This window comes from Hansschlegelia beijingensis, from assembly GCF_014196425.1.
Lineage (GTDB): Bacteria > Pseudomonadota > Alphaproteobacteria > Rhizobiales > Methylopilaceae > Methylopila > Methylopila beijingensis.
This window is the reverse complement of record NZ_JACIDR010000003.1, coordinates 1-22,874: the sequence shown is the minus strand read 5'-3', so window position 1 is coordinate 22,874 and position 22,874 is coordinate 1. Positions and strand designations below refer to the sequence as shown.

Sequence of the window (22,874 nt, the reverse complement as noted above, 5' to 3'; positions counted from 1 at the left end):
TCTGGCGGGCAACATTGCGCGACCTGGCTGAGCGGGGCGTTTCCGACCGCGGCAAGAAACGTGCGAATGTCTCGTTTCAGACCGAGTCCGAGGGTCAGTTCTGGCGCCGAGCTGCCGCTAAACGGCGGGGGGAGCCTCGCCGATGATGCGGTAGATCTGCATCCGCGAGCACCCGAGGGTGCGTGCCGCGGCGGCGACGCTCTGCCCCTGCGCCAGCAGTTCGCGCACAACATGTCGATCGATGCGACGCTTCCCGCCGAGGTAACGGCCTGAAGCCTTCGCCCGCTCGATCCCGTCTTTCTGCCGCTCCTTGATGAAGCGCCGCTCCATCTGCGCGACCATGCCAAGAACCGTCAGGATGACATGCCCCATTTCTCCGCGCGTCGTGACATGCGGATCAAGCACGGTGACAAAGGCGCCTCGGCTTTCGCACTCGTGGATGATGTTGAGCACATCGCGAGTGTCGCGGCCGAGCCGATCGAGGCGGGCGACCACCAACTCGTCACCTGATCGCAGGAACTGGAGGACGATCTCCAGTTCGCCACGGCCGTCCCTGCTCGCGCCTGACACTTTCTCGGACCGGATGATTTCGCAGCCCTCGGCGCGTAGCCGCTCGATTTGGCTGGCGAGATCCTGATCGAGGGTGCTCACCCTCGCGTATCCGATGCGCGCCACGGCAGCCCCTGTAACTTCAAGCTTTAAGCTCGACGCTAGCAGGGTCACAAATAGCTGCGTCAACTCAGATGTGACGGCTCGAACGCGCGGCGATCAGGTGCAACGAAGGGGTATGCCCTGATGTGACTGGGCGTCGCTACGCGGCTGATCGCGGCTCGGCCGCGCACCGCCGCCTTGCGCTAAAGAGCGGTCGTTCAGGGCAGTGCCGAAAACAGACATTGGCATCTGGCCAAAAAACATGCTGTCAAATAGCCTCCCCCTGGTCGCGCCGGGGCAGACGTCCAACTTCGCTCCGCATCGCGCGGTGCGCCAAAGTCGACCTTGAGCATTAAGGTCCGCTGCGAGAGTATCGAGATGAACCAAGCCGAAGCCGAGAGCTTATACAAACTATTGCGCGACGGCCTGCCCCTCCGCGCGCGCAGTGACGAAGATGTGATTGGCTTCCCGAGCGCCATCGAAGACGAAATCGCAGCCGGCAAGCAGGTGCGAGTGAACCTGACAGTTGCGAGTGAGCAAAGGACTGAAGACCCGTTAGCGGGCAGTCGGACGACAGCGAGCCGCTCCCGCGCTGAGTTTGTCCAGCAACGCGACTTCACGTCGAAGGAGAAGGTCGCAATCACGTTGGACTGCATTGAGCTTGCGCGTATCGCACCGGCACGAATGGCCGATCAAATTCTCAGTCTGGTTCGCGAGCTGTCGCCAAACAAAAATTTGACACTCTGTTTCGCCCACGATCAGGCCGATGCGCCTGTGCGCACAATTACAGCGGATGACGTGGCCGCTGCCCTACCTGCGACGCAGAAGCTGGCCGCGGTCCTCGACGAAATCAAAGCCGAACTTGGGCCAGAGACCGCGGCCGTGACGGATCTCCTATGACCGTAGCGACTCCAGCCCGGCTTTGGCAGGAAGTCGACGCCGCCCTGGCTGCCATGCCGGCAAATCTGACGGCCGGCTCTGATGGTGCCGATCTCTATGAGGCGTACATCTGGTCTATTGTGCTGGCCGCGGCTACGCACGAGGGCGCGACCATCGCCTTCAAGGACCGCGACGGGGCTTGGCCCAGCCTCTTTTGGTTCCGTACACAACCCTCTGGAATTTTCTCCAGAGCCCACAATTATTGCCACGCGGAGATCGCATTCACCGGCTGTCCCGTCCTCGAAGCGCATGTAGGCATCTATGTCGCAGGTCGTTCGCAGGTGAAGCACGAGTGTGACGTCGCCGTGCTCTACCAAAGCGAAGCCACGACATGCCGGCAGGAGGGAGTGCACCCACGAAGCGGCAAGGTTCTGCTGACCGTCGAGTGCAAATTCTACCTGAACGCCAACATTGGCATCGATCTCGGCAGGTCGTTCCTAGGACTCCTGCACGACATTTATAACGGGGATCGCTTCTTCGTCGGCAGCCGCCCCTCTGCGTCGGTGGGCAAGTTGTTGGGCAAGCACAACAAGGAATATGAGCTCGGGCTCTCGCCGCTCGATCCTCATCTCGAGCAGCGCTTGCAACACGCGTTCGAAAAGACCTTCAGAGACTTCAAGTCATCGTGGACCTAGTTCGCTCATCGCGCGGACGCCACGGGCAGCGGCGCCTTAAGCGTGATAGTAGCGAACATCACGATTGCTCCCGACTTTGGACCTTGGGCGCTATCGAATCGGAAGCTAGGCGCGGTACCTTAGCGCTCGCCCTTCTCGCACGCTGGGGCGTGTTTGATCGGGCGTCACCAGGTCGAGTATCGCTTTGAACGCCGTCGAGATCGAGGAAGCTGTTTCCGCACTGGCACGCCAGCCGTTCGACGCGGACGAGTTCCCGTACGCCTTCCTGCAGGCGTTCGGGCGCAAGGACGTGGAGCTGAAGCGGCTCCGGAAGAACAACACGTCCGACGTCGTCGGCGGGGTCCTGAGACGCGACAGCATACACATCGCGGTGGCCGCGCCGGGCGAGGTGGGCGCGACCCTCGCTGCGCTGCGCGACAGCCCGAAGTCCGCGGCCAACCGCGTGAAGTTCCTTATCGCCACCGACGGCGATGAGGTTCAGGCGGAAGAGACCGCCACAGGCGAATTCCGCAGCTTCCCGCTGCCGGAGCTCGACCGCCACTTCGGGTTTTTCCTGCCGCTCGCCGGCATCTCCGCGGTGCGGCAGATCAAGGACAACCCCATCGACGTGAAGGCGGTGGGGCGGCTGAACAAACTTTACCTTGAGCTCCTGCGCGAGAACCCTGACTGGGCCAAGGAGGAGAAGCGGCCGGAGCTGAACCGCCTGATGGCGAGGCTGGTGTTCTGCTTCTTCGCCGAGGACACCGGCATCTTCATCGGCGACACCCTTTTCACCGCATCGATCCGCCAATTCAGCGAGGATCGCGCGGGGCTCACGAATACCGATCAGGTGCTGGCGCAGCTCTTCCTCGCCATGTCTACGCCCACCAAGGAGAACGGGAACCCGACGTCCCGTTTTCGTCAGGCGGCGGGCGTGAAGGCCTACGCCGACGTCTTCCCCTATGTGAACGGCGGTCTGTTCGAGGATGCGGGCGCGGTGCCGCGCTTCAGCCGGGCCGCGCGCAACTACCTGCTGCATGCGGGCGAGCTCGACTGGAAGGAGATCAACCCGGACATCTTCGGCTCGATGATCCAGGCGGTGGCCGAGGACGACGAGCGCGCCTCGCTCGGCATGCACTACACCAGCGTGCCCAACATCCTGAAGGTGCTGAACCCGCTCTTCCTGGACGAGCTGAACGAGAAGCTCGGCGAGGCGGGCGACAGCGTGCGCAAGCTGCGCGCCCTGCGGCGGCGCCTCTCGCGCATCCGCGTGTTCGATCCCGCCTGCGGGTCGGGCAACTTCCTCGTCATCGCCTATCGGCAGATGCGCGAGATCGAGCACGAGATCGTCAAGCGCACGGGCGACGACCCCAAGTCGGTGATCCCGCTCACCAACTTCTACGGCATCGAGATCAAGGGCTTCGCCGCCGAGATCGCCCGCCTGGCGCTCCTGATCGCAGAGTTCCAGGCGGACTCCCGCCTGATCAGCCAGCAGGCCGCTCGGTCGATGGTGCTGCCCTTGCACAAGTCGGGGAAGATCGTGGAGGGCAATGCGCTGCGGCTGGATTGGCTCGAAGTGTGCCCGCCCGCCGCGCCCGTAACGGAGGAAAGGGACCTTGGCGGCCCGACGGGGCAGCTGGCGCTGGAGGAGAGCCGGCTGAGCGATCGCGACGAGGTGGAGACGTATATTTGTGGAAATCCACCTTACATCTGGTCGAACGACCAGACTGCCGCGCAAAAAGAAGAGATTGAAATATCGTTCTCGTCCCGAACGAAGGGGTGGAAACAACTAAACTATGTGAGTGGCTGGTTTATCAAAGCAGCTGAGTACAACTCGGCACACGGTGCCCACAGTGCGTTTGTTTCCATAAATACGATCTGCCAAGGGCAGCACGTAGAATTGCTGTGGCCCAGCCTCTTGAGACTGGGTGTGCACATCGAGTTTGCGCACACCTCTTTTAAGTGGAGCAATCTATCTACCAATAATGCTGGCGTTACAGTGGTAATTGTCGGCCTGTCCGGCAACACCAAAATCAGGGCACGGCCTGTGCTTTACTCGGAATGTGAGAACAAGGCCGTGGAACGCCGCGAGGCTGAGAACATAAGTCCCTACTTAGTGCCGGGGCCGGACTTGATCGTTCGGAAGGCGAGCCGGCCGCTGGCGGCGGTCGCAAACATGGCCCGCGGGAACATGCCATATGATGGAGGCAATTTGCTCCTATCTCCAGAGCAGGTGACCGCGGAGATCCCGACGGACAGGATGTCATTAGTTCGAAGGATATTTGGGTCTGAGGAATTTATCTATGGGGCTGTCAGGTACTGCCTTTGGATCAGAGACGATGTAGTCGATTGGGCAATGGAGACCCCTTCGATCGCAAAGCGTATCGGCTTGACGCGAGAGGCGCGACTCCGGAGCTCCGATGTGGGAGCGCAAGCATTGGCGCTTACACCTCATCGTTTCCGTGAAATGAATGCAGGTAATCGCCTCACTATAGTGATTCCTGCCGTTTCGTCTGAAAATCGGCCATATCTCACAGCCGGCCTCATCGGCGCTTCGGATGTACTAACTAACAGAAACTACGGCATCTTCGATGGGGAACTGTGGAACTTAGCCCTACTCAGCTCCAAGATGCATCTAGTTTGGATAGCGACGGTTTGTGGCCGACTTGAGATGCGCTATTCTTATACAAACACTCTCGGCTGGAATACCTTTCCGGTCCCGCCGCTTACCACGCAAGACAAGGCCGACCTCACCCGCTGCGCCGAGGACATCCTGCTCGCCCGTGAGGCGCACTTCCCGGCGACCATCGCCGACCTCTACGATCCCGAGGCCATGCCCGACGACCTGCGCCGCGCCCACGAGCGCAACGACGAGACGCTGGAGCGCATCTATATCGGCCGGCGCTTCCGCAACGACACCGAGCGGCTGGAGCACCTGTTCGCGCTCTACACCAAGATGACCGCGTCTGACGCAGGGCCGGGCAAGAAGAGCCTGTCCAAGTCGCCGCGCAAGCGCAAAGAAAAGGCCGCCTGACCCATGCCGACCGGCGAACGCGTCACCTCCGTCTCCGTCACCACTGCGGCCAGCGGCGCCTCGACCACGCCCAACGAGTTCGGCATGCGCGCCATGCAGCAGAAGGTGTGGGCGCACCGGGGCGAGCAGTACCTGCTGATCAAGTCGCCGCCGGCGTCGGGCAAGTCGCGGGCGCTGATGTTCGTCGCGCTCGACAAACTGACCAATCAGGGCGTCAAGCAGGCGATCGTGGTGGTGCCCGAGCGCTCCATCGGCGGCAGCTTCGCCGACGAGCCGCTGAGGAAGCACGGCTTCTGGGCCGACTGGACCGTGCGGCCCCGCTGGAACCTCTGCAATGTGCCGGGCACGGACGACGCGCCGGTGGCGAAGTCCAAGGTGAAGGCCCTCGCCGAGTTCCTGGCGAGCGACGACAAGGTGCTGGTGTGCACCCATGCCACCTTCCGCTTCGCCTTCGATGAGCTGGGGCCTGACGCCTTCGACGACCGTCTGGTGGCGATCGACGAGTTCCACCACGTCAGCGCCAACCCGGACAACCGCCTGGGCTCCCAGCTCGCCGAACTGATCGCCCGCGACAAGGCCCACATCGTGGCCATGACCGGCAGCTACTTCCGCGGCGACGCCACCGCCGTGCTGGCGCCCGGCGACGAGGCCAAGTTCCAGACGGTGACCTACACCTACTACGAACAGCTCAACGGCTACGCGCACCTGAAGACGCTGGACATCGGCTATTTCTTCTACTCGGGGCCCTATCTCGACGACATCATGAAGGTGCTCGATCCGGCCAAGAAGACGATCGTGCACATCCCCAACGTCAACGCCCGCGAGAGCACCAGGATCGGCAAGACCTCCGAGGCTAACGCCATCATGGATGCGCTCGGCCAATGGGACGGCGAGGACGAGGTCACGGGCTTCCACCGCATCGTCCAGCCCGACGGGCGCGTGCTGAAGGTGGCCGACCTGGTCGACGACGACCCGGTTAAGCGCGACCACATCGTCGCTGCGCTGAAGGACCCGAAGCAGCGGAACAACCGCGACCACGTCGACATCATCATCGCGCTCGGCATGGCGAAGGAGGGCTTCGACTGGATCTGGTGCGAGCACGCCCTCACCGTCGGCTACCGCTCGTCGCTGACCGAGATCGTCCAGATCATCGGGCGCGCCACGCGCGATGCGCCCGGCAAGCCGCGGGCGATGTTCACCAACCTGATCGCTGAACCCGACGCCAGCCAGGAGGCGGTGCTCGAGGCGATCAACGACACGCTGAAGGCCATCGCCTGCAGCCTGCTGATGGAGCAGGTGCTGGCGCCGCGCTTCGACTTCACGCCGAAGAACAGCGGCAAGAAGGAGGGCTTCGACTACGGCGAGGGCGGCTATCAGGAGGGCCGCGCGAATGTCGGCGTCAGCGAAGATGGCGCTCGCTTCCACATGGAGATCGGCGGCCTGGTCGAGCCGAAGAGCCCGGAGGCGACGCGCATCTGCCGCGAGGACCTCAACGAGGTGATCGCCGCCTTTGTGCAGGACAAGCGCACCGCCGAGCGCGGCCTGTTCGATGAGGAAACCGCGCCCCAGGAACTGACGCAGGAGCGCATGGGCAAGATCGTGCGCGACAAATATCCCGAGCTCACGCCCGACGATGTGGAGGCGGTGCGCCAGCACGCGATCGCCGCCCTGAACGTGGTGCAGGAGATCAAGAAGCGCGTGGACGGCGAAGACGGCGAACCCCGTTCCAACACCGCCTTCATCGACGGAGCCCGCCGCTATGCGCTGGAAGTGAAGACCCTCGACATCGACATGATCGACCGGGTGAATCCCTTCTCCGTCGCCTATGCCGTTCTCGCGAAAGCGCTGAACGAGGGGACGCTGAAGCAGGTGAAAGCGGCTGTGGAGGCCCGCAAGGCGACCTTCACCGAGGAAGAGGCGCGCGACCTCACCCGGCGCGCCGTGCAGTTCCAGCGGGAGCGAGGACGCGCGCCCGACATCAACGCGGCGGATGCCTGGGAGCAGCGCCTAGCGCAAGGCGTGGCCGCTTTCGCCCGCATGAAAGCCCAGGCCGCGCGGGAGGGAGCTGTCAGTGGCTGACGCGCCGATCGCCGAGCAGACCGATGAGGAGATGCTGGCCGAGCTTGGCGCGCTTGCCGAGCCCAAGGCGGCGCGCACCCACACCGCCGAAGAAGAACGAGTGATCGCCGGCTTCGAGGATATTCTGAAGTTCGTCGCCACCCACGGACGCCCGCCTCAGCACGGCGAGGAACGAGACATCTTCGAGCGGCTCTATGCGGTGCGGCTCGACCGGCTGCGCGAACAGACGCGGTTCCACGACCTCCTGGCCCCCATGGACGCTGACAGCCTGCTCAAGCCAGCGGCCGGCGACGGCGCGGCCCTGGAAGCGCTGGACGACGACGCCCTACTCGCGGAGCTCGGCGTCGGCGGCGACGATCCCGCCGACATCACAACTCTGCGTCACGTGCCGTCGCGGACCTCCGTCACACCGGCGGACGAAGTAGCCACCCGCGTCCCATGTCCCGACTTCGAAGACTTCAAGCCGCTGTTCGAGGCGGTGCGCGAGGACCTACGCACCGGCGCGCGCCGGGCACGAAAGTTCGAGCGCGACGCCTCGATCAAACAAGGCGAGTTCTTCGTCCTCGGCGGGCAGCTCGCCTACGTCGCCTCCGTACCGGAGGTACTGGACACGGAGCATGGCCACGCCCAAGGGCGGCTGCGCGTGATCTATGACAACGCCACGCAGAGCGAGACGCTTCTGCGCTCCTTCCAGCGCGCACTCTACAAGCCGGAACTGGACGGCCGCCGCGTCAGCGATCCCGACATAGGCCCGCTGTTCGGTTCAGAGCCGGAGGACGGCGACGTCGAGAGCGGCACGATCTATGTCCTCCGTAGCCGCTCCGATCATCCGTTCATCGCCACTCACCGGGACGTGATTCACAAGATCGGCGTCACCGGCGGAGCTGTCGAAGCCAGGATCGCCGGCGCTGCGGCGGACCCGACCTACCTGATGGCGCCGGTCGAAGTCGTCGCGACCTACAAACTCGCTGGCATCGATCGGAAGCGTCTCGAGGCGATCTTCCATCGGGTCTTCGCCGCGTCCCGGCTGGACCTCGCGATCCCGGACCGCTTTGGCGGGTCGGCGCGCCCGAGAGAGTGGTTTCTCGCTCCCCTGCCTTTGATCGATGAGGTTGTCGCCCGGATCCGAGACAGCTCAATCACGGGCATGTCCTACGATCCCGCTACAGCATCCCTCACTAGATCTGATTGATGAACCGGCGATGCAGCCACGAAGCAACAGCAAAAGCGGACGTCTCGAACAAGCGCCTTGGGGTCAGCGACCTGCAGCCGCTCGGTGCCACTAGAGACGGCGGCTTAATCCAATTTACGCACATCCGCAGGCCAACCCTCAGCGGTAGAAATCGGGAAAGGATTGGAGATGCATAGCCTCGGTCCGGCCGACGTGCGTGACCTATACGAAGGCGCATTTGCTGCATACAGGGGGGAGGATTGGGCGAGGGCTTGGCGCCGCAGTTACGCGAGCCACGTCCACATGGTGCTCGACGCCAGCCGGGAGGAGTGGCGTGCGCCGGAGTTCCAGCGGATGCTTTGGGACGCGTCGGACGTATCTGGCATCGGGCCCGGCCAAGCCGTCACCGTTGTCGAGGCCTACTCCGACACGCAGTTGGCAGACCTTCTGTTCGACGCGCGAGGCTCGCTGGACGGGCTCGGCGTAGAGCAGCGCGGCGAGCGCCTGCAAATGTTCTTCGAAGAGGTTCTGGCCTGGATCTACCCCCGTTACACTAAACGGAGGCCCAAGGCCCGATTAGTCCGGCTGCTCGCCTCCATGTTCCCACACGACATGAGCTGCTTGATGGACGCGGGCCGCGTGTTCGGGGTCCAGCGTGCACTGGGGGCTCCGCGTCTGCCGGGCTCCTATGTCGCACAGCATTCGAGCCTGCGGGAACGGGTGCGCGAGGCGGTCGGCGCGGCGGCGACAATCGAGGAGGCAGTCGACCAGTCGATCTTCTGCTGGTTCCTGTGGCAGACAAAGGTCGATCGCGCAGACGACGGCGCTGTGGCGCTGCCGCCGCCCCAGCGCGAGGCCAACGCGCTCCCCGCCCTTTCTCTCCTCCCGGCCAACGCACAGCGCCGGGCGCTGGCGGCAGTCAAGGACAATGTCAACCTGCTCGTGGCGATGGTGCGCGAGGCAGAGCAGGGCATCGCCCGGGAGGACCTGATCGACGTCATCCTCAACGAGGCGCCACAGCTAAACGCCAGTTCGGCGCCCAACATGATTTCCCAGGCGATGGGCGGCTTGGGGCTGATCCGGCTTGAGGACGGTAGCTACCGTCCTACAGAGCGCGGCCAGGAGCTTCTAATCGCGAGCGACCCCGTGCAGGTCCTCCGGGGGCCCCTGGTGGGACGGGTCTTCGGGATGGGCCACCTTCTGCTCATGATCGGCCGCGAGCCGGGCGCGCTCCGGCACAGCGAGGCCGCCAGACGTTTGCAAGATCTCGTACCAACGTGGACGTCAACTCTCCCCGGTTCGCACATTGTCTCCTGGGCAAGGCTAGCTGGCCTCGTCCAATTAGACGGCTCGGCGGGGGGCGGGCGGCTTGTGCTGACGGAGGATGGGGATGATTACGCTGCGGCGCTGCCAATGGATTTCGAACGGCTGTGGCGGCTCATGCCCGAGCAGGACGTCGTAGTCGACGCGATTCCTGATGAGGACCCTGTCGGCCTGCCGGTGCAGCCGGCGACGCCCGCACCACCTTACGACGCGCAATCCATCCTCAACGAGGGCTGCTTTCTCGGAAAGGACCGCATCGAGGCCGCCGTGGAGCTTCTGCGGCGCAAAAAGAACATCATCATCCAAGGACCGCCTGGCACGGGCAAGACCTGGCTCGCGAAGCGGCTAGGCTACGCGCTGATCGGTGCGAAGGACACTGAGCGGCTGGTCGCGCTGCAGTTCCAGCCCTCGCTCTCGTACGAGGACTTCGTGCGAGGCTGGCGGCCGGACGGGCGAGGCGGCCTCAGGCTCGTCGACGGTGCCTTCCTGGAGGCGGTTCAAGCGGCCGCCGCCAAGCCGAGACGGCCCTTCGTCCTCGTGATCGAGGAGGTTAATCGCGGCAACCCGGCGCAGATCCTCGGGGAGCTGCTGACGCTAGTCGAGGCCACGAAACGCGGCCCTGACGAGGCGCTGCGCCTCGCCTACCCGCGGTCGCTCGACGAGCGCGTATACGTGCCCGAAAACCTGTACATCGTTGGCACTATGAACCTCGCCGACCGTTCGCTGGCGTTGATCGATCTGGCACTGCGCCGACGCTTCGCCTTCCTCACGCTCATGCCAGAACTCGGCTCCTTGTGGCGGGCATGGTGCGTTGATCGCGGAGTCCCGTCGGCATTGGTCTCCGAGATTGGGGCGCGCATGAACGCGCTCAACGCCGCGATCGCCGAGGATCGGGCGCTCGGCCCCCAGTTTCAGGTCGGGCACAGCTTCGTGACCCCGGCGAGCGACGACGCCTTGACGGAGGACGGCTGGCGTCGGTGGTACCAAGTGACCATCGACACCGAGGTCGCGCCGCTGCTAGCGGAATATTGGTTCGACGAGCCGAATAAGGCGCATGAGCGCACTACCGCGCTCCGTCTAACGGCTTGAGAGGTGAGCGTTACCTCGGGCGCCCACGGGCACACGACGTGGAACAGCCACGTCGGCATACCCGTCCGCAACCTTTGGATGCTGCTGGTCTACGCCGCGGACCTAGCCGGCTTCTTGGAACGGGCAGAGGCGGACGTCGACGAGAAAACCGAGCTGCCCGAGCTCCTGGCGACCCTGCTCGCGACTGTCGTCGAGCGCCGTCTGCGGCGCAGCCTCTCGCGCGGCTACCGGATGACCGAGGCCGCGCTTCCGAGGGTGCGCGGCCGCATCGATTGGCTGGTGACGGAGAGCGGCTCTCTTCTTCGACGCGGACTTGTCGCCTGCCGCTTTGAGGAGCTGACCAACGACACACCGCGAAACAGGCTGGTGCGGGCCGCCCTCGAACGTATGGCGACCATTGTCTTAAGGCCGGAGCTGTCCCGGCGCTGCGCGACTCTCGCGCGCACCCTGGCCGCTCAGCGTGTTAGCGCTAATCGCCCGACCCGCTCGGAGTCTTCTAAGGACCCGGTCGCGCGTCACGAGGTCGAAGACCGCTTGATGGTGGCGGTCGCGACGATGGCGCTGGACCTGCTGGTCCCCGCGGAGGCGGCGGGCGATCTCCACCTCACGCGTCTAGATCGTGACGAGCGGCTGCTCCGCCGGATATTTGAGAAGGCTATCGCGGGCTTCTACCGGCACGAGCTCGCGCGCACATGGAACGTGCGAGTACAGCACGGCTTCGATTGGGACATGACAGCGCCCACACCCGGTCTAGCCGCGCTTCTCCCGGGCATGCAGGCCGACGTGGTTCTAGATGACGAGAAGCAAAGGACGGTGATTGATACTAAGTTCACCGGAATCCTCACGGCCCGGCCCTACGGGGGTGAGTCGTTCAAAAGCCCGCACCTCTACCAGATGTACGCCTACCTCCGGTCTCAGGCCGGAAGAGGCGATGCGCGGGGAGACACGGCCGAGGGGGTGCTGCTCCATCCCTCCCTAGATCGCCACGTGGACGAGAGCGTCACCATACAGGGGCATCGCATCCGGTTCGCCACGGTTGATCTCGCTCGGTCCGGGGCTGATGTTCGTGCTAGGCTTCTTGAAATCGTGGGAGCGTGACATGCGCTGAACTGGTGTGCCAATTGCCAACTGGCCCCCGGACCCGATCGTCGCTGCACCGCTGCCTGCAGCGCCATGGCATCTCGCGCCTGCCGAAGGCCGATCGCGAGATGCTCAAGCGGTTCAAGACCTACAAGATTGCTACTTCCACATCGACATCGCCGAGCTGCGCTACGAAGACGGCAAGGCCTGTCTGTTCAGGGAGTGGGGTTTGAACGCCCACGTTCGTTTTTCAATGCGCCTGTTCCAGGGCATTAATTCATTCGCCCAAATCTGCAGCGCTGCGGTCTTTTCGGCGAGATACGTGTAGTGGCGGTAGGTCGCGCCGATTCCCTTTAGCGCGTGACCCAAGCAGACTTCTATAATGTGGGGAGCTACGCCGAGTCTCTCCATGTGCGTTGCCATGGATCGCCTGAGATCGTGAACGACCCAAGGCTCCATTTGACCGCCCCTTGCGATCACCTCATCAAGTCTCTTTTTCGCCCGGCTGAAGCCCGAGATCGGCTTCGCGCCACCGAGAGACGACAAGAGGTAAGGACCATACTCCGGCGTAGGCATCGCGTCGATTACGCGTAGCGCCTGAGCGGATAGCGGCACTACCTGCACCTTTCCCGTCTTGTAATGGACTGCCGGAATTTCAAGCCTCGTTCCGTCCGCCGATAGCCAAGAGATTTGAGCGTTTGCCCATTCACCCCGGCGGTCGCCGGTTAGCAAGATGAGCTGAAAATAGCTGCCCCAAGGATACCCCATTGCAGAAGCAGCGTCCCGGACGCGTCGCAGCTCTTCCATAGTGAGAACGCGACTGCGGGGCCGCTGCCGGTCGCGATTTTTCACACCCGCGAGAGGGTTCTCGAGAAGGTACTGCCGTTCGACCGCAAACTGGAACATCGCCCGCGTCCACTTGCGGACTTCAGCCGCCGCGCCGGGCCCTCCTCGGCTGCCCTCGTACGACCCGGCCCTGCTCGCGATCTTCATCGCTGCAGGCGTCCTAATGCGCTCGATGAGGTCGACGAGATCACGGGGCCCAATCGAGGCGACTTCCCGCTCTCCCCACGCAGGCGTCACATGCCTCAGCAGGAGCCGTTCGACATTCGCTCCAGACCTCAAATTTCGGGTGAGGTGCTCATCCTTGTAGCGATCGAGTAGATCGGAGACCGTGAACGCTCGAACGGATATTGGCTCAGGAACTAGAGCCGGAGAGGGATCGACCCCAGCCCGGGGCCATCCGTTTAATCTCCAGGGTGCGCTGCCGTGCCTCGGCCAGACTAACGGTCGGATATTCGCCCAACGCCATCCTTCGCCGATTAGCGGCGGATGCCGCACTCCCTCCCCCTCCCTTGTTAAGGCGGAACGTCGCGGTCCATGTCATCACGCCCCGTTGCGAAACCCGCAGGCTGAGGCCGTTCTGATCAGCGATCTCGCGCCGCTTCCCGGTCGGTCGGATCGCCCGCAATTTGGTGTCTGATAGCGCCATGGAATTTGGGGTGTCGTCTGGGGTGTCATTTATGGTCGACTGTCGGGGGACAGTAGCGGATGCGGGCGGACACCGCATCTTGCTTTTCGTTCCTTTTTGAACAGTTTCTGGATTTCGGCGAACGTTGGCGGACATACGGCCGCACCTTGCCAAGGTTGGGGTCGAGGGTTCGAATCCCTTCGCCCGCTCCAGTTCTTCAAACGACGAAAGCCGCGGATCGCTCCGCGGCTTTCGTCGTTTCAGGGGCGCCGCTCGGAAGGCGGGGAAGCCGGGGCGTCGTCCGGCGCGGGACTCTCCGCCCGGTGAAGTTTGTGCCGAGAACGACCGTCTGGTCGTCGCTTCGGCCCGGGAGCACCTCTCGCGCCAGCGGTTCGGCCGAGGCCGCCGGGCTGGTCAGACGAAGAGACGCCGCAAGAGATCGACGCCGATGACAATCAGCAGGCCCGCGTAGGTGAGCTGCAATGTCCGCTCGTTCATCCTGTGGCCGACCCTCACGCCGATCGGCGCGGCGATCATGACGGTCGGCATCATCACAAGGAAGATGACGACATCGACATAGCCCAGCGAGTAAGACGGCAGATCCTTGGCGTTCCAGCCGCTGATGATGGATCCGATTGCGCCCACCGTGCCGGTGATCAGACCGGTCGCGGCCGAAATCGCCATCGCACGCTCCAGCTGCATATTGAAGGCCGTGAGGATCGGCGTCGCCACCGTGCCGCCGGCGGTGCCGGTCATCGCGGCGATGAAGCCGACCACCGAGGAGACGCCAACCATCTTCGCGCCTTTCGGCGGCTCCCGACCGAAGAAAAAGCGCCCATGATTGAGCGCAATATAGAGGCCAACCAGAAGTATATAAATCGCGAAAAGGGTCTGCAGAATCTCCGTGGAGCCGAAAGGCAGCAGAATCAAACCAATGGCGACTCCGATAAAAAGGCCAATCGCCCAGGTCTTGAATACTGCGAGATCAAGGTCGCCGAGCGCGTAGTGCTTGCGGGTCGAGGAGATGGCGCTTGGTATGACGAGCGCCATCGAGGTCGCGGTCGCGACATGCATCATCACGGCATGGGCCATGCCGAGCCATGGGAAAACATAGATGAAGATCGGCATGCGGATGGTGCCTCCGCCGATGCCGAACAGCCCCGCGAAGAAGCCGGACGCCAGGCCGGCTGCTGCGAAAATGATGACGCGGAGCAGGAGGTCATCCATGGCGTGGCGTCCCTCTGCCTTGCCTAGGGGCGCGTTGGCGTGTGGCGCTGTCTGAGGCCGGCGCCAGCTATCAGGCCAGCGGCCGACGCCGACCATCGCGCCGCAACGGGCGCTCGGCCGCCCAACCCGGCTCCGCCGCCTGCCCCTTGCTCATCCAGCGCTCCTGGGCGATCCAGCGAAGAACTCCGGCTTCAGCCGGATGCAGCCGGGGTCAAGGCAGGGGCCACATTCGCCATCGACTACGTCCCGCCTTCGATTCATGGCGTAGATGCGGGCAAGCAGATCCAATCGGCTCTCTCTGGCCCGCTTGTCGTCCTACTCGTCTCTGAAGCATGCAATATGAAATGGACGCGGCGCAGGCTTGCCGCTCACGTCATACGTATGCACCTGCATCTGACTTGGATCTTGAGTGAGCCCGACCGTAATGAAGCCGGGCTGAACATCCTCTTCCATGGCGCTGCCGATCGTGCCTGAGAAGTTCGTCTTGGCCTCGCCCTGGAGCGGGATTTTCCAGGTGATCAGGTATTCGTTCTCGCCCTTCTTCTCGCACTTGTCGATCATGTAGCCGCGGGCGATCGTGCCATCCGCCTTGATCACGCACGCCAACCGGTTCTCGAACTTCGCCATCTGCTCTCTCCAGAATTGTCGGCGCGCTCCGCAGTAAGGCGGCACGATCTCCACCGCCTATGCCCGGCGCCAAAGCACTGCTGATCTTTCGTTCCGGCGATGAGCCGGAGCTCATTGCCGGAACGGCGACGTATTCGCTTCGTCGGACCCGAGTTCGGCCCGGGCCGGCGCGGTCACTTGATGCCGGCGAACAGGACGCCTTCGACGTGTCCGACGAACAGCACCAGCCCCATGCCCGCGACCGCTGCGCCCACCAGGCGCACATTCATCCGGCGCGCAGCATCGCTGTCGATGACCCAGCGCGTGACGAGACCGGCGAGCACCGCCACGACCAGCTGGATCAGCGTGAAGCCGACCAGATAGGCGATGAGCGGCGTCTGCTCGGCGCCGAAGATCGACTCTCCGTAAGCCCAGCCATGAAACAGCCCCGCGCCGGCGAAGAGAACGCCGAGCATGAGCGCGGGAAGCTCGCGGTTCGTGGCGATGATGGCGCCGAGCAGGAGCACCGTCGCGGCGATGACCAGTTCGGCCACCGGCAGCGTGACGCCCGCGAGATGGATGAGGCATCCGGCCAGGGTCCCGCCGATGAACGGGAGCGTGAGCCCCCAGACGCGCCCGGCAAGCGCGGCCGTAATGCCGACGGCGACGACGAACGCGAAGTGGTCCATTCCGATCACCGGGTGCGCCAGGCCGGAAAGCATGCCCTGTCCGAAAGTCTGCGGAAGCAGACCGCCCATCGCGTGGTGGGCCAGCGCCGCGTTGGTGCCGGCCAGAAGGAGAGGCCCTGCACATGCGAAGCGCATCGCGTGAGATTTATGTATTGCCATGACCTGATCTACCTCTATTGGCGCTGTCACCAGACAGCTTCAAGTCCTAAACAGCTTCGAGCCGCGCTCGTACGGCGCTGATCTGGCGGGCGAGCTCCTCCTCGGTCAGAAGGCCGCGGCTGACCATGATGTGAGCGAGCGTCAGAAGCTGGCGTTCCGGATTCGGAATCGCGCTGTAAACCGTCTCAAGCTCATCCTCGGCGTGCCGTCGCTCGAGGTTATCAAGAGCCCCGCCCGCCGATAGACAGTCGCAGGTCGCGTCGAGGCACACCTTCCATGGCGGTTCTGGATTGGTGACGCACCAGCGCGGCGCAAGCTTCGCCCAGGTCTGATCCTCGTCCTGTATGGACTCGAGCAGATCGATGCGGCGAAGGTCGACGTACCGACCTTCCGTCTGCTCCTGGATGCCGACGCTCTCCCCGCTCATTTTGGGGCCTCCGTCGGTCTGCCGCCGCTATGCACCGGCCGGCTGGCCCTATGGATCGGCCGGGGACCGTCCGTCGTCCTGCCGGGCTTCGGCATGGCGATGCCGATCATGGTGTCGCGGGTGACGATTTCGGCGAGCTGATCCTCCGTCCAGCCCTCGGTGCCCTCGGGCCTCACGGGAAGCACCATGAAGCGGCTTTTCGCGTTGGAGTCCTCCACCCGCAGCTCGACCTCGGGCGGCACGATCAGTCCGAACTCCGCCAGGACTTCACGCGGCCAGCGGACAATCCTGCGACGATAGTTGGGCGCGCGGTACCAATAGGGCGAGTGGCCGAGTATCGGGCGAGGATAGCATGAGCAGAGGGTGCAGACGATCACATGATGCAGCGTCGGCGTGTCCTCAAGCACGGTCAGGTGCATGTAGTCGCTTGTGGTCCCGAAGCCGGACGGCTCGCTCCAGTCGACCCCGACCTCCTTGCTGGCGTTCAGCGGGTCGTCAAATACCCGGGCCTTGTACGCCGGGTCGGTCCAGGCCCTCGCGACCATGCGTGAGCCCGCGGCCGGGGATCTCGCGTCGTTCCACTCGGAGAACGCGCGATGATCTTCGGCGGTGAACAGGCCTTTCTCGATCGCCAGCTCACGGACGGCCAGCTCGAGAATTTCGAAGTCGGAGATCTCGTCGACCATCGGCGCCGCCGCATGGTCGTGACCATGGTCTCCCGAATGATGATGGTCGCCATCTTTATGTTTATCTGCCATGTCCTGCTCCTATGGCGAGGTCGAATGCTTCGGTCAGTCCGCAGCTTCGAGCCACATGTCCGGGTATTCGCTCTGGAGGGTGTCGTTCTCGAACGGGTACTCCGCCCAGAGATCCTTCTGCTGGAACCGGACGATGTAATACTGCTCCTGAGGAGCATCGTAGCGGTCCCAGGCCTCGTCGGCGGGAACCAGGTCCGGGTATGTCAGGGCAGCGATCGTCCCGGTCATGTTCCGGACATACATCTGGGTCCGGGTGTAGAAGATCGCGGGCAAGTCCTTCACGCGAACGCGGTCGCCGACCTTGAAGCGGGCAGGCTGAACCTCGCCGGTGGGTTCCCAAGGGGGGGTGGGCCCATAGTCGATGTATTTTCCGGGAGAGGATGGTGATTTCCCGGTTCCGGTGTGAATCTTGGTCGTGTCGCCGTGGTTGATGTTCGACGGAGCGTGACCTCGGCGGTTGGAATTGACGCCCAGCCTTTCCCGGATCTCCGCGATCTTCCCCTGCAGCTCGAGCAGCGACACATAGTTCTTGTCGACGAGCATCTTCGCGGCGCCCCAGATCCAGCGCGCGTTGTAGGGGAAGCCGTAATAGAGGGTCAGGCCGATATCGTTGGCGTAGCGGCGGCGCCGTTCTTCGGCGTTCCACATGCCCCTGAAGCCGAGCACCTCGCAGGTGATGTAGACGTTGTTCTCCCACTCCTCATCTTCTTTTTCTTCGAATATCTGAGGCGCGTAGGGCTGCCCGCCGACGTCATGCGTCGGCCAAATATAGGCCTCGTACAGGGTATGCGGGACCTCGTAAGGCCAATCCTGAGCTTGATGGATCGCCGGCATCAAATGGGAGCCGGCATCGTAAATCCTTCGGGTTTCCTTGGGTGACGGCATCGCGCTTCTCCTTTGTTTTCCCGGGTCGAGACAGGCGGCTCTACATCGCTCGCGACATCGGCTGGCGCCCTGCTCGGGCAGAATTCATGGTTTCTACGACCGGAGACCGAACGTGGCTTTGCGCTCGATCAACTTTTGGCAGCGGTCGCTTGTTGAGCCGAAAGGCTGTCGGCCAGCCTGTTGATCTGTCGGTCTCAGCCTTGAGGAGCTGCAATGGGGATCAGCTATCAAAGGCGCCGACGGAGCGTTCCCGGTCAGTCCGCAAGACCGGAAAACGCGCCGTGAGATACGAGCGGGCCCCCGGCGTCGCGTCGCCGCGCTTTCCGTGTAACCTCGCCCGGCTCGACGACGAGCTGCGGCTGGCGACGTTCTGCGGACCTGCTCCGGTCGTCACCCTCCTGCGCGGCATCAAGGCTGGAGATCGACATGCAGTTTCTGACGCGCGCCCTCTGCGCGGGAGCCCTCGCCCTCGCCTCGTCGTCCGGCGCGGCGCTCGCCGAGCAGAAGCCGATCGTGGTCACGCCGCTCATGACGACGTCGCAGACCTCGAGCGGCCAGCCGATCACGCTGCCGCAGAAGGACGCCCAGGTGTCCGTCTCCACCTATGACATTCAGCCCGGCGCGGTGCTGCCGTGGCACGAGCACCCCTACCCCCGCTATGCCTATGTGCTCGCGGGCACGCTCAGCGTCACGAACTCGGTCACGGGCGAGACGACGATCTTCAAGACGGGAGACTTCATCCTCGAGGCCATCGGACAGCGGCACCGCGGCGCCAGCGTCGGGCCGGATCCGGTCAAGCTGCTCGTGATCGACCAGACCGAGAAGAACACGCCGAACGTTGTCCTCGACGAGTGAGCGCGGACGCGAAGGCCCGCGCGACGTCGCGCGAGGCAGCCCCCGTCATGAGGAACCGACGCCCTTCGCTGCGCCTTAGCAGCGAAGGAGATCGCATATGTCAGACACTCAGGTTCCCGTCCGCCGCACCGAGCCGCACCGCGCGTCCCTGAAGCTGCGCTGCGGGCCCTTCTCTTCGGAAGCGGAGGTCGAGATCTCCAGTCGCGGCCTGATCGCGGTCGGGGCGCTCGTCAGCGGCATCCTGCTGTCCGTCGTGCCGATCATCTGGGTGTCGACCAGGAAGGCGCCTCGCCGCTGGTTGTGAGCCGCACGACCAGGCGGGCCGCCCGCGACGCGCGGCGCGCTCGCCGTCACAGGCCGTCGAGCGGGACCTTGAGGTAGCGCTTTCCGTTGCTCTCGGGCTCGGGGAGCTCCCCTGCCCTCATGTTCACCTGCAGCGACGGGATGATCAGCTTGGGCATGGGCAGCGTGGCGTCGCGCGCGGTGCGCATCGCCACGAACTCATCCTCCGTCACGCCGTCGCGCACATGGATGTTGTGGGCGCGCTCGTCGGACACGGTGGTCTCGCTGCGGATCTCGCGCCCGTTCGGGCCGTAGTCGTGACACATGAACAGGCGCGTCTCGGGCGGCAGCTCGAGGACCTTCCTGATCGACCGGAACAGCGCGCGGGCGTCGCCGCCCGGGAAATCCGCGCGCGCCGTGCCGCCGTCGGGCATGAACAGCGTGTCGCCCACGAAGGCCGCGTCGCCGATCACATAGGTGACGCAGGCGGGGGTGTGGCCGGGCGTGTGCATGACGCGCCCCTCCAGGGCGCCGATGCGGAACGTGTCGCCATCCTCGAACAGCCGATCGAACTGCGAGCCGTCGCGCTGGAACTCGCTGCCCTCGTTGAAGACCTTGCCGAAGGTCTCCTGAACGACCCGGATGCCGGCGCCGATGGCGACCTGCCCGCCGAGCGCCCCCTGGATGTAGGGCGCCGCCGACAGGTGATCCGCATGCACATGGGTCTCGAGCAGCCACGCGACCTTGAGCCCGCGATCGCGGACATGCGCGATGACCGCGTCGGCCGAGGCGTGGCTAACGCGCCCCGACGCATAGTCGAAGTCCAGAACGCTATCGACGATCGCGCAGGCGTCGCTCGCCGCGTCCCGGACCACATAGGAGAAGGTGTTCGTCGCGGGATCGAAAAATGTCGCGACGTTCGGACGACCGGTCATGATCTGCCTCCTTCACCCGTGGCGGGGCGGCGGCCGCGGTCGGGCGGATCGCGGCGACCTGCCCATCCGAGCCTCGCTCGCTCCTCGCGGCCCCGGATCGGCTCCAGACCATATCACCGATCGGACGCGGCGGCGCCCCCGGACCGCGGGCTCTCAGCCCGCGGGCTCCGTGTCGGCGGCCAGATAGCCGCCTTCGCCGTAGAGCAGCGGCCGCCCGGGGCGGCCCGGCTCCGCGGCCTCGACCTCGCAGAACACGACGATGTTGTCGCCCGCCGGCACGATCCGGACCACGACGGCCGCGATCCGCGCGAGCGCGTCCCGCAGCACGGGCGCGCCGCCGAGCCGTGAGCTCGGGATATGCCGGTAGCGCCCCGGCAGGACCTTGCTCGCGAAGGCGTCCGACAGGCCGCGCTGCTCCTCCGACAGCACGGACACGCCGATCCTCGCGCCCGGGACCATGCTGTCGAAGCTGTCGCTACGCCGGGAGACGCAGAACAGCAGCATCGGAGGGTCCGCCGAGATCGACGTGACCGAAGTCGCGGTGAAGCCATGGAGATCCTCACCCCGCGCGAACGTGACCACGCACACGCCGGAGGCGAGCCGCCGGAACGCCGCCTTGAAGTCCTCGACCACGGAGGTCGCCGGCGGCTGCTGCGCGGCATCTGTGGCGGGGCCGCTCATGCGCGAAGCAGGTTTTCGAGCAGGGCGGCGCCCCCATTGGCGGTGGGCAGGCGCCCTCGCCGCGGCTCGGGCGCGAGGTCGACGAACGCCCCGAAGCATCCCGGCCTCGCCCGCATCAAGCCGTGAGCGCCGCCCTCGTCCATATATGTCTCCATCCGATCGACGACGTCCGCGGGCGTCCGAATCCGCAGCTTGCCGCCTGGGCGCGGATCGGCGCGGCTGCGCTGACCCTCACGGGGATATTATCCTGCGGGTCTTTGGCGCGGATGACCGGTTCGGGCAACCCTGCCCCCCGGCGCCGCCGGGTCTGGGGTCCGCGCCCTGCTTCGTCCTGCGGGAGCCGAGCCGGACCGGGGGCCGGTCACCCGATGCGCGACAGGGCGGCCTCGATCTGCTCGATCGTCGCGGGCTTCTGACAAACCGGGACGTCGTGCAGCGGCGCCGGCAGGGCCGTCAGGTCGCAACCAGTCACCACCACCATCCGCACCCCGCGCTCGCGCAGCGCCATCGCGATCGGGGCGGCGCTGCGGCCGTCGAGGTCCAGGTCCAGCACGGCGTAGTCCAGCCGGGTCGCGCCCTTGATGAGCCTCGCCGCCTCCCGATCCTGCGCCACAGGCCCCAGCACCACTGCGCCGCGCGCCTCGAGCGCGCGCTTCAGCTGACGCGCCAGCAGGAAGTCGTCCTCCACGAGCAGAACGTGGCGCTGGGCGAACAGCCCCGACACGGAGGCCGCCTCGGTCAGGCCTTCGGGTTCCGGCCGCGCCGAGGCGCCGGGCGCCGCCGGATCGGGGTCGAGCCCGCCCCGCTGGGCCATGGCGAGAGGCGCGAGCGAGGCGCCGCCGAGGCCGAGCCGATGGTCGCCGCTCGCGACGCTTTCCCGGGGCTCCTCGACCAACGCGCTTTCGACTGACATGCGTCCCTCACAAGGGCGCCATAACGCCTCGGAGGCCGTTTCGTTCCGCGAACTGGGCGGCCGGCGCTCCCGCTCCGCGGCGCACAAGACGCTTCGGAGCGCCTGATCCCGTGGCCCAGGGCGCCTCGATCGTCGCCGTTCCGGCTATCCAGACCCATCTGGCATGCTGCAGACGCTGAAGCAGCTCGGGTGAACCGTTGGGGGACACCCCGTCCCCCGCGCTCCAGTCCGGCGGGCGAATTCATCGAACGCCGGCGCATTGGCTGGAACCGCCGGGGGCCTGCGGACTTCAGGATTAGCCGGCGCCCCCCCCGACGTCGGCTCGGGAGCGGCCCGGCCCCTCCCGGTGAGCGCCGGGCGGGCGCCGAGACCCAGCCGGCGACGGCTCGGCCCGGCCGTCCGTCCGGTCGCTTGGGGCCCGAGGCCCGTCATCGCCCCCCGGGGCGGCCGTAACGGCGAGCCGAGAGCCGCCGCTCGGCGCCGCGTGGAGGGATTTCGGAAGGCCGCGCCGAGCCCGTGGTCGAACGCTCATTTCTCAAGGCGCAAGCTGCCTCTCAGCCACCCTGCCCTCTGTGGATAAGCCGTCCTGCCGGGGCTCCGCCGCACGTTTTTCAAAAAGCCGGCGTTGACACCCCGAGGGCCCGGGCGTACATAGCCCTCACACCGGACGACGGGGCGGCCAACAACGGCCTCGGCGGCCTGGATATCTGTCTCAAAAGAGCGGCAAAGTCGAGCGATCGACCGGAGCCGGTTGTGACGGACTTGAGCGGCTGGATGGGGATGCCCGTTTGGCTGTGCGCATCTGGTTTCGGCTGGGTGCTGGCTGTTTGACAAGTTGATCTTGAGAAAGAGAAACGTGGTCGGCGGGGTTCTTGCGGCCTCTGGCTTTAAGCTGGGGGCATGTACAGAGGCTTCGGCGGTTATACGTTTCAAGGAATACGCCGCTCGATCATCGTGAGATGGTCAGGGCAGCGTGGTTCCTCGTCAAACGTTGTGACTTAGCTGG

21 protein-coding genes and 1 pseudogene are annotated in these 22,874 nt (G+C 64.9%); 10 read left to right on the top strand and 12 right to left on the bottom strand.

Features of this window, described 5'->3' with window-relative positions:
• Window positions 1-117: 117 nt before the first annotated feature.
• The gene (locus GGR24_RS10135; RefSeq protein WP_183395252.1) at window positions 118-675 is read right to left on the bottom strand and encodes a recombinase family protein; all 558 of its coding nucleotides are present in this window, start codon (window positions 673-675) and stop codon (window positions 118-120) included.
• A 354-nt stretch (window positions 676-1,029) separates the two neighbouring features.
• Here GGR24_RS10135 and GGR24_RS10130 point away from each other — a divergent pair, with 354 nt between their 5' ends.
• The 8 genes and pseudogenes from GGR24_RS10130 to GGR24_RS10095 all read left to right on the top strand — a co-directional run.
• Complete coding sequence (locus GGR24_RS10130) at window positions 1,030-1,551, top strand: hypothetical protein (RefSeq protein ID WP_183395251.1); 522 nt, start codon at window positions 1,030-1,032, stop codon at window positions 1,549-1,551.
• Window positions 1,548-2,225 (top strand): hypothetical protein, encoded by a 678-nt coding sequence (locus GGR24_RS10125; RefSeq protein ID WP_183395250.1) that lies wholly within the window; start codon window positions 1,548-1,550, stop codon window positions 2,223-2,225. The genes GGR24_RS10130 and GGR24_RS10125 overlap by 4 nt, the downstream gene beginning before the upstream one ends.
• Window positions 2,226-2,409: 184 nt before the next feature.
• On the top strand, window positions 2,410-5,238 hold the full coding sequence (locus GGR24_RS10120) for a class I SAM-dependent DNA methyltransferase (RefSeq protein WP_183395249.1): 2,829 nt from the start codon (window positions 2,410-2,412) through the stop codon (window positions 5,236-5,238).
• A gap of 3 nt (window positions 5,239-5,241) precedes the next feature.
• Entirely contained in the window at window positions 5,242-7,317 is a 2,076-nt protein-coding gene (locus tag GGR24_RS10115; protein ID WP_183395248.1) for a DEAD/DEAH box helicase, read from the top strand.
• Entirely contained in the window at window positions 7,310-8,509 is a 1,200-nt protein-coding gene (locus GGR24_RS10110) for a GIY-YIG nuclease family protein (protein ID WP_343066235.1), read from the top strand. Before GGR24_RS10115 ends, GGR24_RS10110 begins: the two co-directional genes overlap by 8 nt.
• Before the next feature lie 282 nt (window positions 8,510-8,791).
• Window positions 8,792-10,900: an McrB family protein gene (locus tag GGR24_RS10105; RefSeq protein ID WP_246398308.1), complete on the top strand. Its 2,109-nt coding sequence runs from the start codon at window positions 8,792-8,794 to the stop codon at window positions 10,898-10,900.
• Window positions 10,901-10,903: 3 nt separating this feature from the next.
• Window positions 10,904-11,998, top strand: coding sequence for a 5-methylcytosine-specific restriction endonuclease system specificity protein McrC (mcrC, locus tag GGR24_RS10100; protein WP_428978225.1), 1,095 nt, complete (start codon window positions 10,904-10,906; stop codon window positions 11,996-11,998).
• Window positions 11,999-12,039: 41 nt separating this feature from the next.
• Window positions 12,040-12,197: pseudogene (locus GGR24_RS10095) on the top strand (IS481 family transposase); the annotation flags it as partial.
• On the opposite strand, the gene GGR24_RS10090 reads toward GGR24_RS10095, so the two are convergent.
• From GGR24_RS10090 to GGR24_RS10055, 8 genes are all read right to left on the bottom strand, one after another.
• Window positions 12,170-12,787, bottom strand: a complete 618-nt coding sequence (locus tag GGR24_RS10090; protein WP_281375362.1) for a site-specific integrase — start codon at window positions 12,785-12,787, stop codon at window positions 12,170-12,172. The pseudogene GGR24_RS10095 and the gene GGR24_RS10090 overlap by 28 nt on opposite strands.
• A 391-nt stretch (window positions 12,788-13,178) precedes the next feature.
• Window positions 13,179-13,472, bottom strand: coding sequence for an Arm DNA-binding domain-containing protein (locus tag GGR24_RS17930; protein WP_183395244.1), 294 nt, complete (start codon window positions 13,470-13,472; stop codon window positions 13,179-13,181).
• A gap of 393 nt (window positions 13,473-13,865) precedes the next feature.
• Window positions 13,866-14,678 (bottom strand): sulfite exporter TauE/SafE family protein, encoded by an 813-nt coding sequence (locus tag GGR24_RS10080; protein WP_183395243.1) that lies wholly within the window; start codon window positions 14,676-14,678, stop codon window positions 13,866-13,868.
• Between the two features lie 315 nt (window positions 14,679-14,993).
• Complete coding sequence (locus GGR24_RS10075; protein WP_183395242.1) at window positions 14,994-15,305, bottom strand: hypothetical protein; 312 nt, start codon at window positions 15,303-15,305, stop codon at window positions 14,994-14,996.
• 173 nt (window positions 15,306-15,478) lie between these two features.
• On the bottom strand, window positions 15,479-16,108 hold the full coding sequence (locus GGR24_RS10070) for a HupE/UreJ family protein (RefSeq protein WP_183395241.1): 630 nt from the start codon (window positions 16,106-16,108) through the stop codon (window positions 15,479-15,481).
• Window positions 16,109-16,178: 70 nt separating this feature from the next.
• Window positions 16,179-16,559: a hypothetical protein gene (locus tag GGR24_RS10065; RefSeq protein ID WP_210286147.1), complete on the bottom strand. Its 381-nt coding sequence runs from the start codon at window positions 16,557-16,559 to the stop codon at window positions 16,179-16,181.
• Window positions 16,556-17,317: a thiocyanate hydrolase subunit gamma gene (scnC, locus tag GGR24_RS10060; RefSeq protein ID WP_183395240.1), complete on the bottom strand. Its 762-nt coding sequence runs from the start codon at window positions 17,315-17,317 to the stop codon at window positions 16,556-16,558. Before scnC ends, GGR24_RS10065 begins: the two co-directional genes overlap by 4 nt.
• Window positions 17,318-17,350: 33 nt before the next feature.
• Window positions 17,351-18,151 (bottom strand): SH3-like domain-containing protein, encoded by an 801-nt coding sequence (locus GGR24_RS10055; protein WP_210286146.1) that lies wholly within the window; start codon window positions 18,149-18,151, stop codon window positions 17,351-17,353.
• 477 nt (window positions 18,152-18,628) lie between these two features.
• On the opposite strand from GGR24_RS10055, the gene GGR24_RS10050 reads away from it, so the two are divergent.
• Window positions 18,629-19,057 carry a cupin domain-containing protein gene (locus GGR24_RS10050; protein WP_183395238.1) on the top strand — a complete coding sequence of 143 codons (429 nt, stop codon included), beginning with the start codon at window positions 18,629-18,631 and terminating at the stop codon, window positions 19,055-19,057.
• Between the two features lie 97 nt (window positions 19,058-19,154).
• A complete protein-coding gene (locus GGR24_RS10045; protein ID WP_183395237.1) occupies window positions 19,155-19,361 on the top strand; it encodes a hypothetical protein in 207 nt (68 codons plus the stop codon).
• Window positions 19,362-19,407: 46 nt separating this feature from the next.
• Here GGR24_RS10045 and GGR24_RS10040 read toward each other — a convergent pair whose 3' ends face one another.
• From GGR24_RS10040 to GGR24_RS10030, 3 genes are all read right to left on the bottom strand, one after another.
• On the bottom strand, window positions 19,408-20,274 hold the full coding sequence (locus GGR24_RS10040) for an MBL fold metallo-hydrolase (protein WP_183395236.1): 867 nt from the start codon (window positions 20,272-20,274) through the stop codon (window positions 19,408-19,410).
• Window positions 20,275-20,427: 153 nt separating this feature from the next.
• Window positions 20,428-20,955, bottom strand: coding sequence for a flavin reductase family protein (locus GGR24_RS10035; RefSeq protein WP_183395235.1), 528 nt, complete (start codon window positions 20,953-20,955; stop codon window positions 20,428-20,430).
• 361 nt (window positions 20,956-21,316) lie between these two features.
• Window positions 21,317-21,868, bottom strand: coding sequence for a response regulator (locus tag GGR24_RS10030; RefSeq protein ID WP_183395234.1), 552 nt, complete (start codon window positions 21,866-21,868; stop codon window positions 21,317-21,319).
• Window positions 21,869-22,874 lie beyond the last annotated feature (1,006 nt).

Coding starts and splice junctions, on each gene's coding strand:
- GGR24_RS10130 (WP_183395251.1), top strand. CDS start 1,030: ATGAACCAAGCCGAAGCCGAGAGCTTATACAAACTATTGCGCGACGGC.
- GGR24_RS10125 (WP_183395250.1), top strand. CDS start 1,548: ATGACCGTAGCGACTCCAGCCCGGCTTTGGCAGGAAGTCGACGCCGCC.
- GGR24_RS10115 (WP_183395248.1), top strand. CDS start 5,242: ATGCCGACCGGCGAACGCGTCACCTCCGTCTCCGTCACCACTGCGGCC.
- GGR24_RS10105 (WP_246398308.1), top strand. CDS start 8,792: ATGGTGCTCGACGCCAGCCGGGAGGAGTGGCGTGCGCCGGAGTTCCAG.
- GGR24_RS10090 (WP_281375362.1), bottom strand. CDS start 12,787: ATGGAAGAGCTGCGACGCGTCCGGGACGCTGCTTCTGCAATGGGGTAT.
- GGR24_RS17930 (WP_183395244.1), bottom strand. CDS start 13,472: ATGGCGCTATCAGACACCAAATTGCGGGCGATCCGACCGACCGGGAAG.
- GGR24_RS10080 (WP_183395243.1), bottom strand. CDS start 14,678: ATGGATGACCTCCTGCTCCGCGTCATCATTTTCGCAGCAGCCGGCCTG.
- GGR24_RS10075 (WP_183395242.1), bottom strand. CDS start 15,305: ATGGCGAAGTTCGAGAACCGGTTGGCGTGCGTGATCAAGGCGGATGGC.
- GGR24_RS10070 (WP_183395241.1), bottom strand. CDS start 16,108: ATGCGCTTCGCATGTGCAGGGCCTCTCCTTCTGGCCGGCACCAACGCG.
- GGR24_RS10065 (WP_210286147.1), bottom strand. CDS start 16,559: ATGAGCGGGGAGAGCGTCGGCATCCAGGAGCAGACGGAAGGTCGGTAC.
- scnC (WP_183395240.1), bottom strand. CDS start 17,317: ATGGCAGATAAACATAAAGATGGCGACCATCATCATTCGGGAGACCAT.
- GGR24_RS10055 (WP_210286146.1), bottom strand. CDS start 18,151: ATGCCGGCGATCCATCAAGCTCAGGATTGGCCTTACGAGGTCCCGCAT.
- GGR24_RS10050 (WP_183395238.1), top strand. CDS start 18,629: ATGCAGTTTCTGACGCGCGCCCTCTGCGCGGGAGCCCTCGCCCTCGCC.
- GGR24_RS10045 (WP_183395237.1), top strand. CDS start 19,155: ATGTCAGACACTCAGGTTCCCGTCCGCCGCACCGAGCCGCACCGCGCG.
- GGR24_RS10040 (WP_183395236.1), bottom strand. CDS start 20,274: ATGACCGGTCGTCCGAACGTCGCGACATTTTTCGATCCCGCGACGAAC.
- GGR24_RS10035 (WP_183395235.1), bottom strand. CDS start 20,955: ATGAGCGGCCCCGCCACAGATGCCGCGCAGCAGCCGCCGGCGACCTCC.
- GGR24_RS10030 (WP_183395234.1), bottom strand. CDS start 21,868: ATGTCAGTCGAAAGCGCGTTGGTCGAGGAGCCCCGGGAAAGCGTCGCG.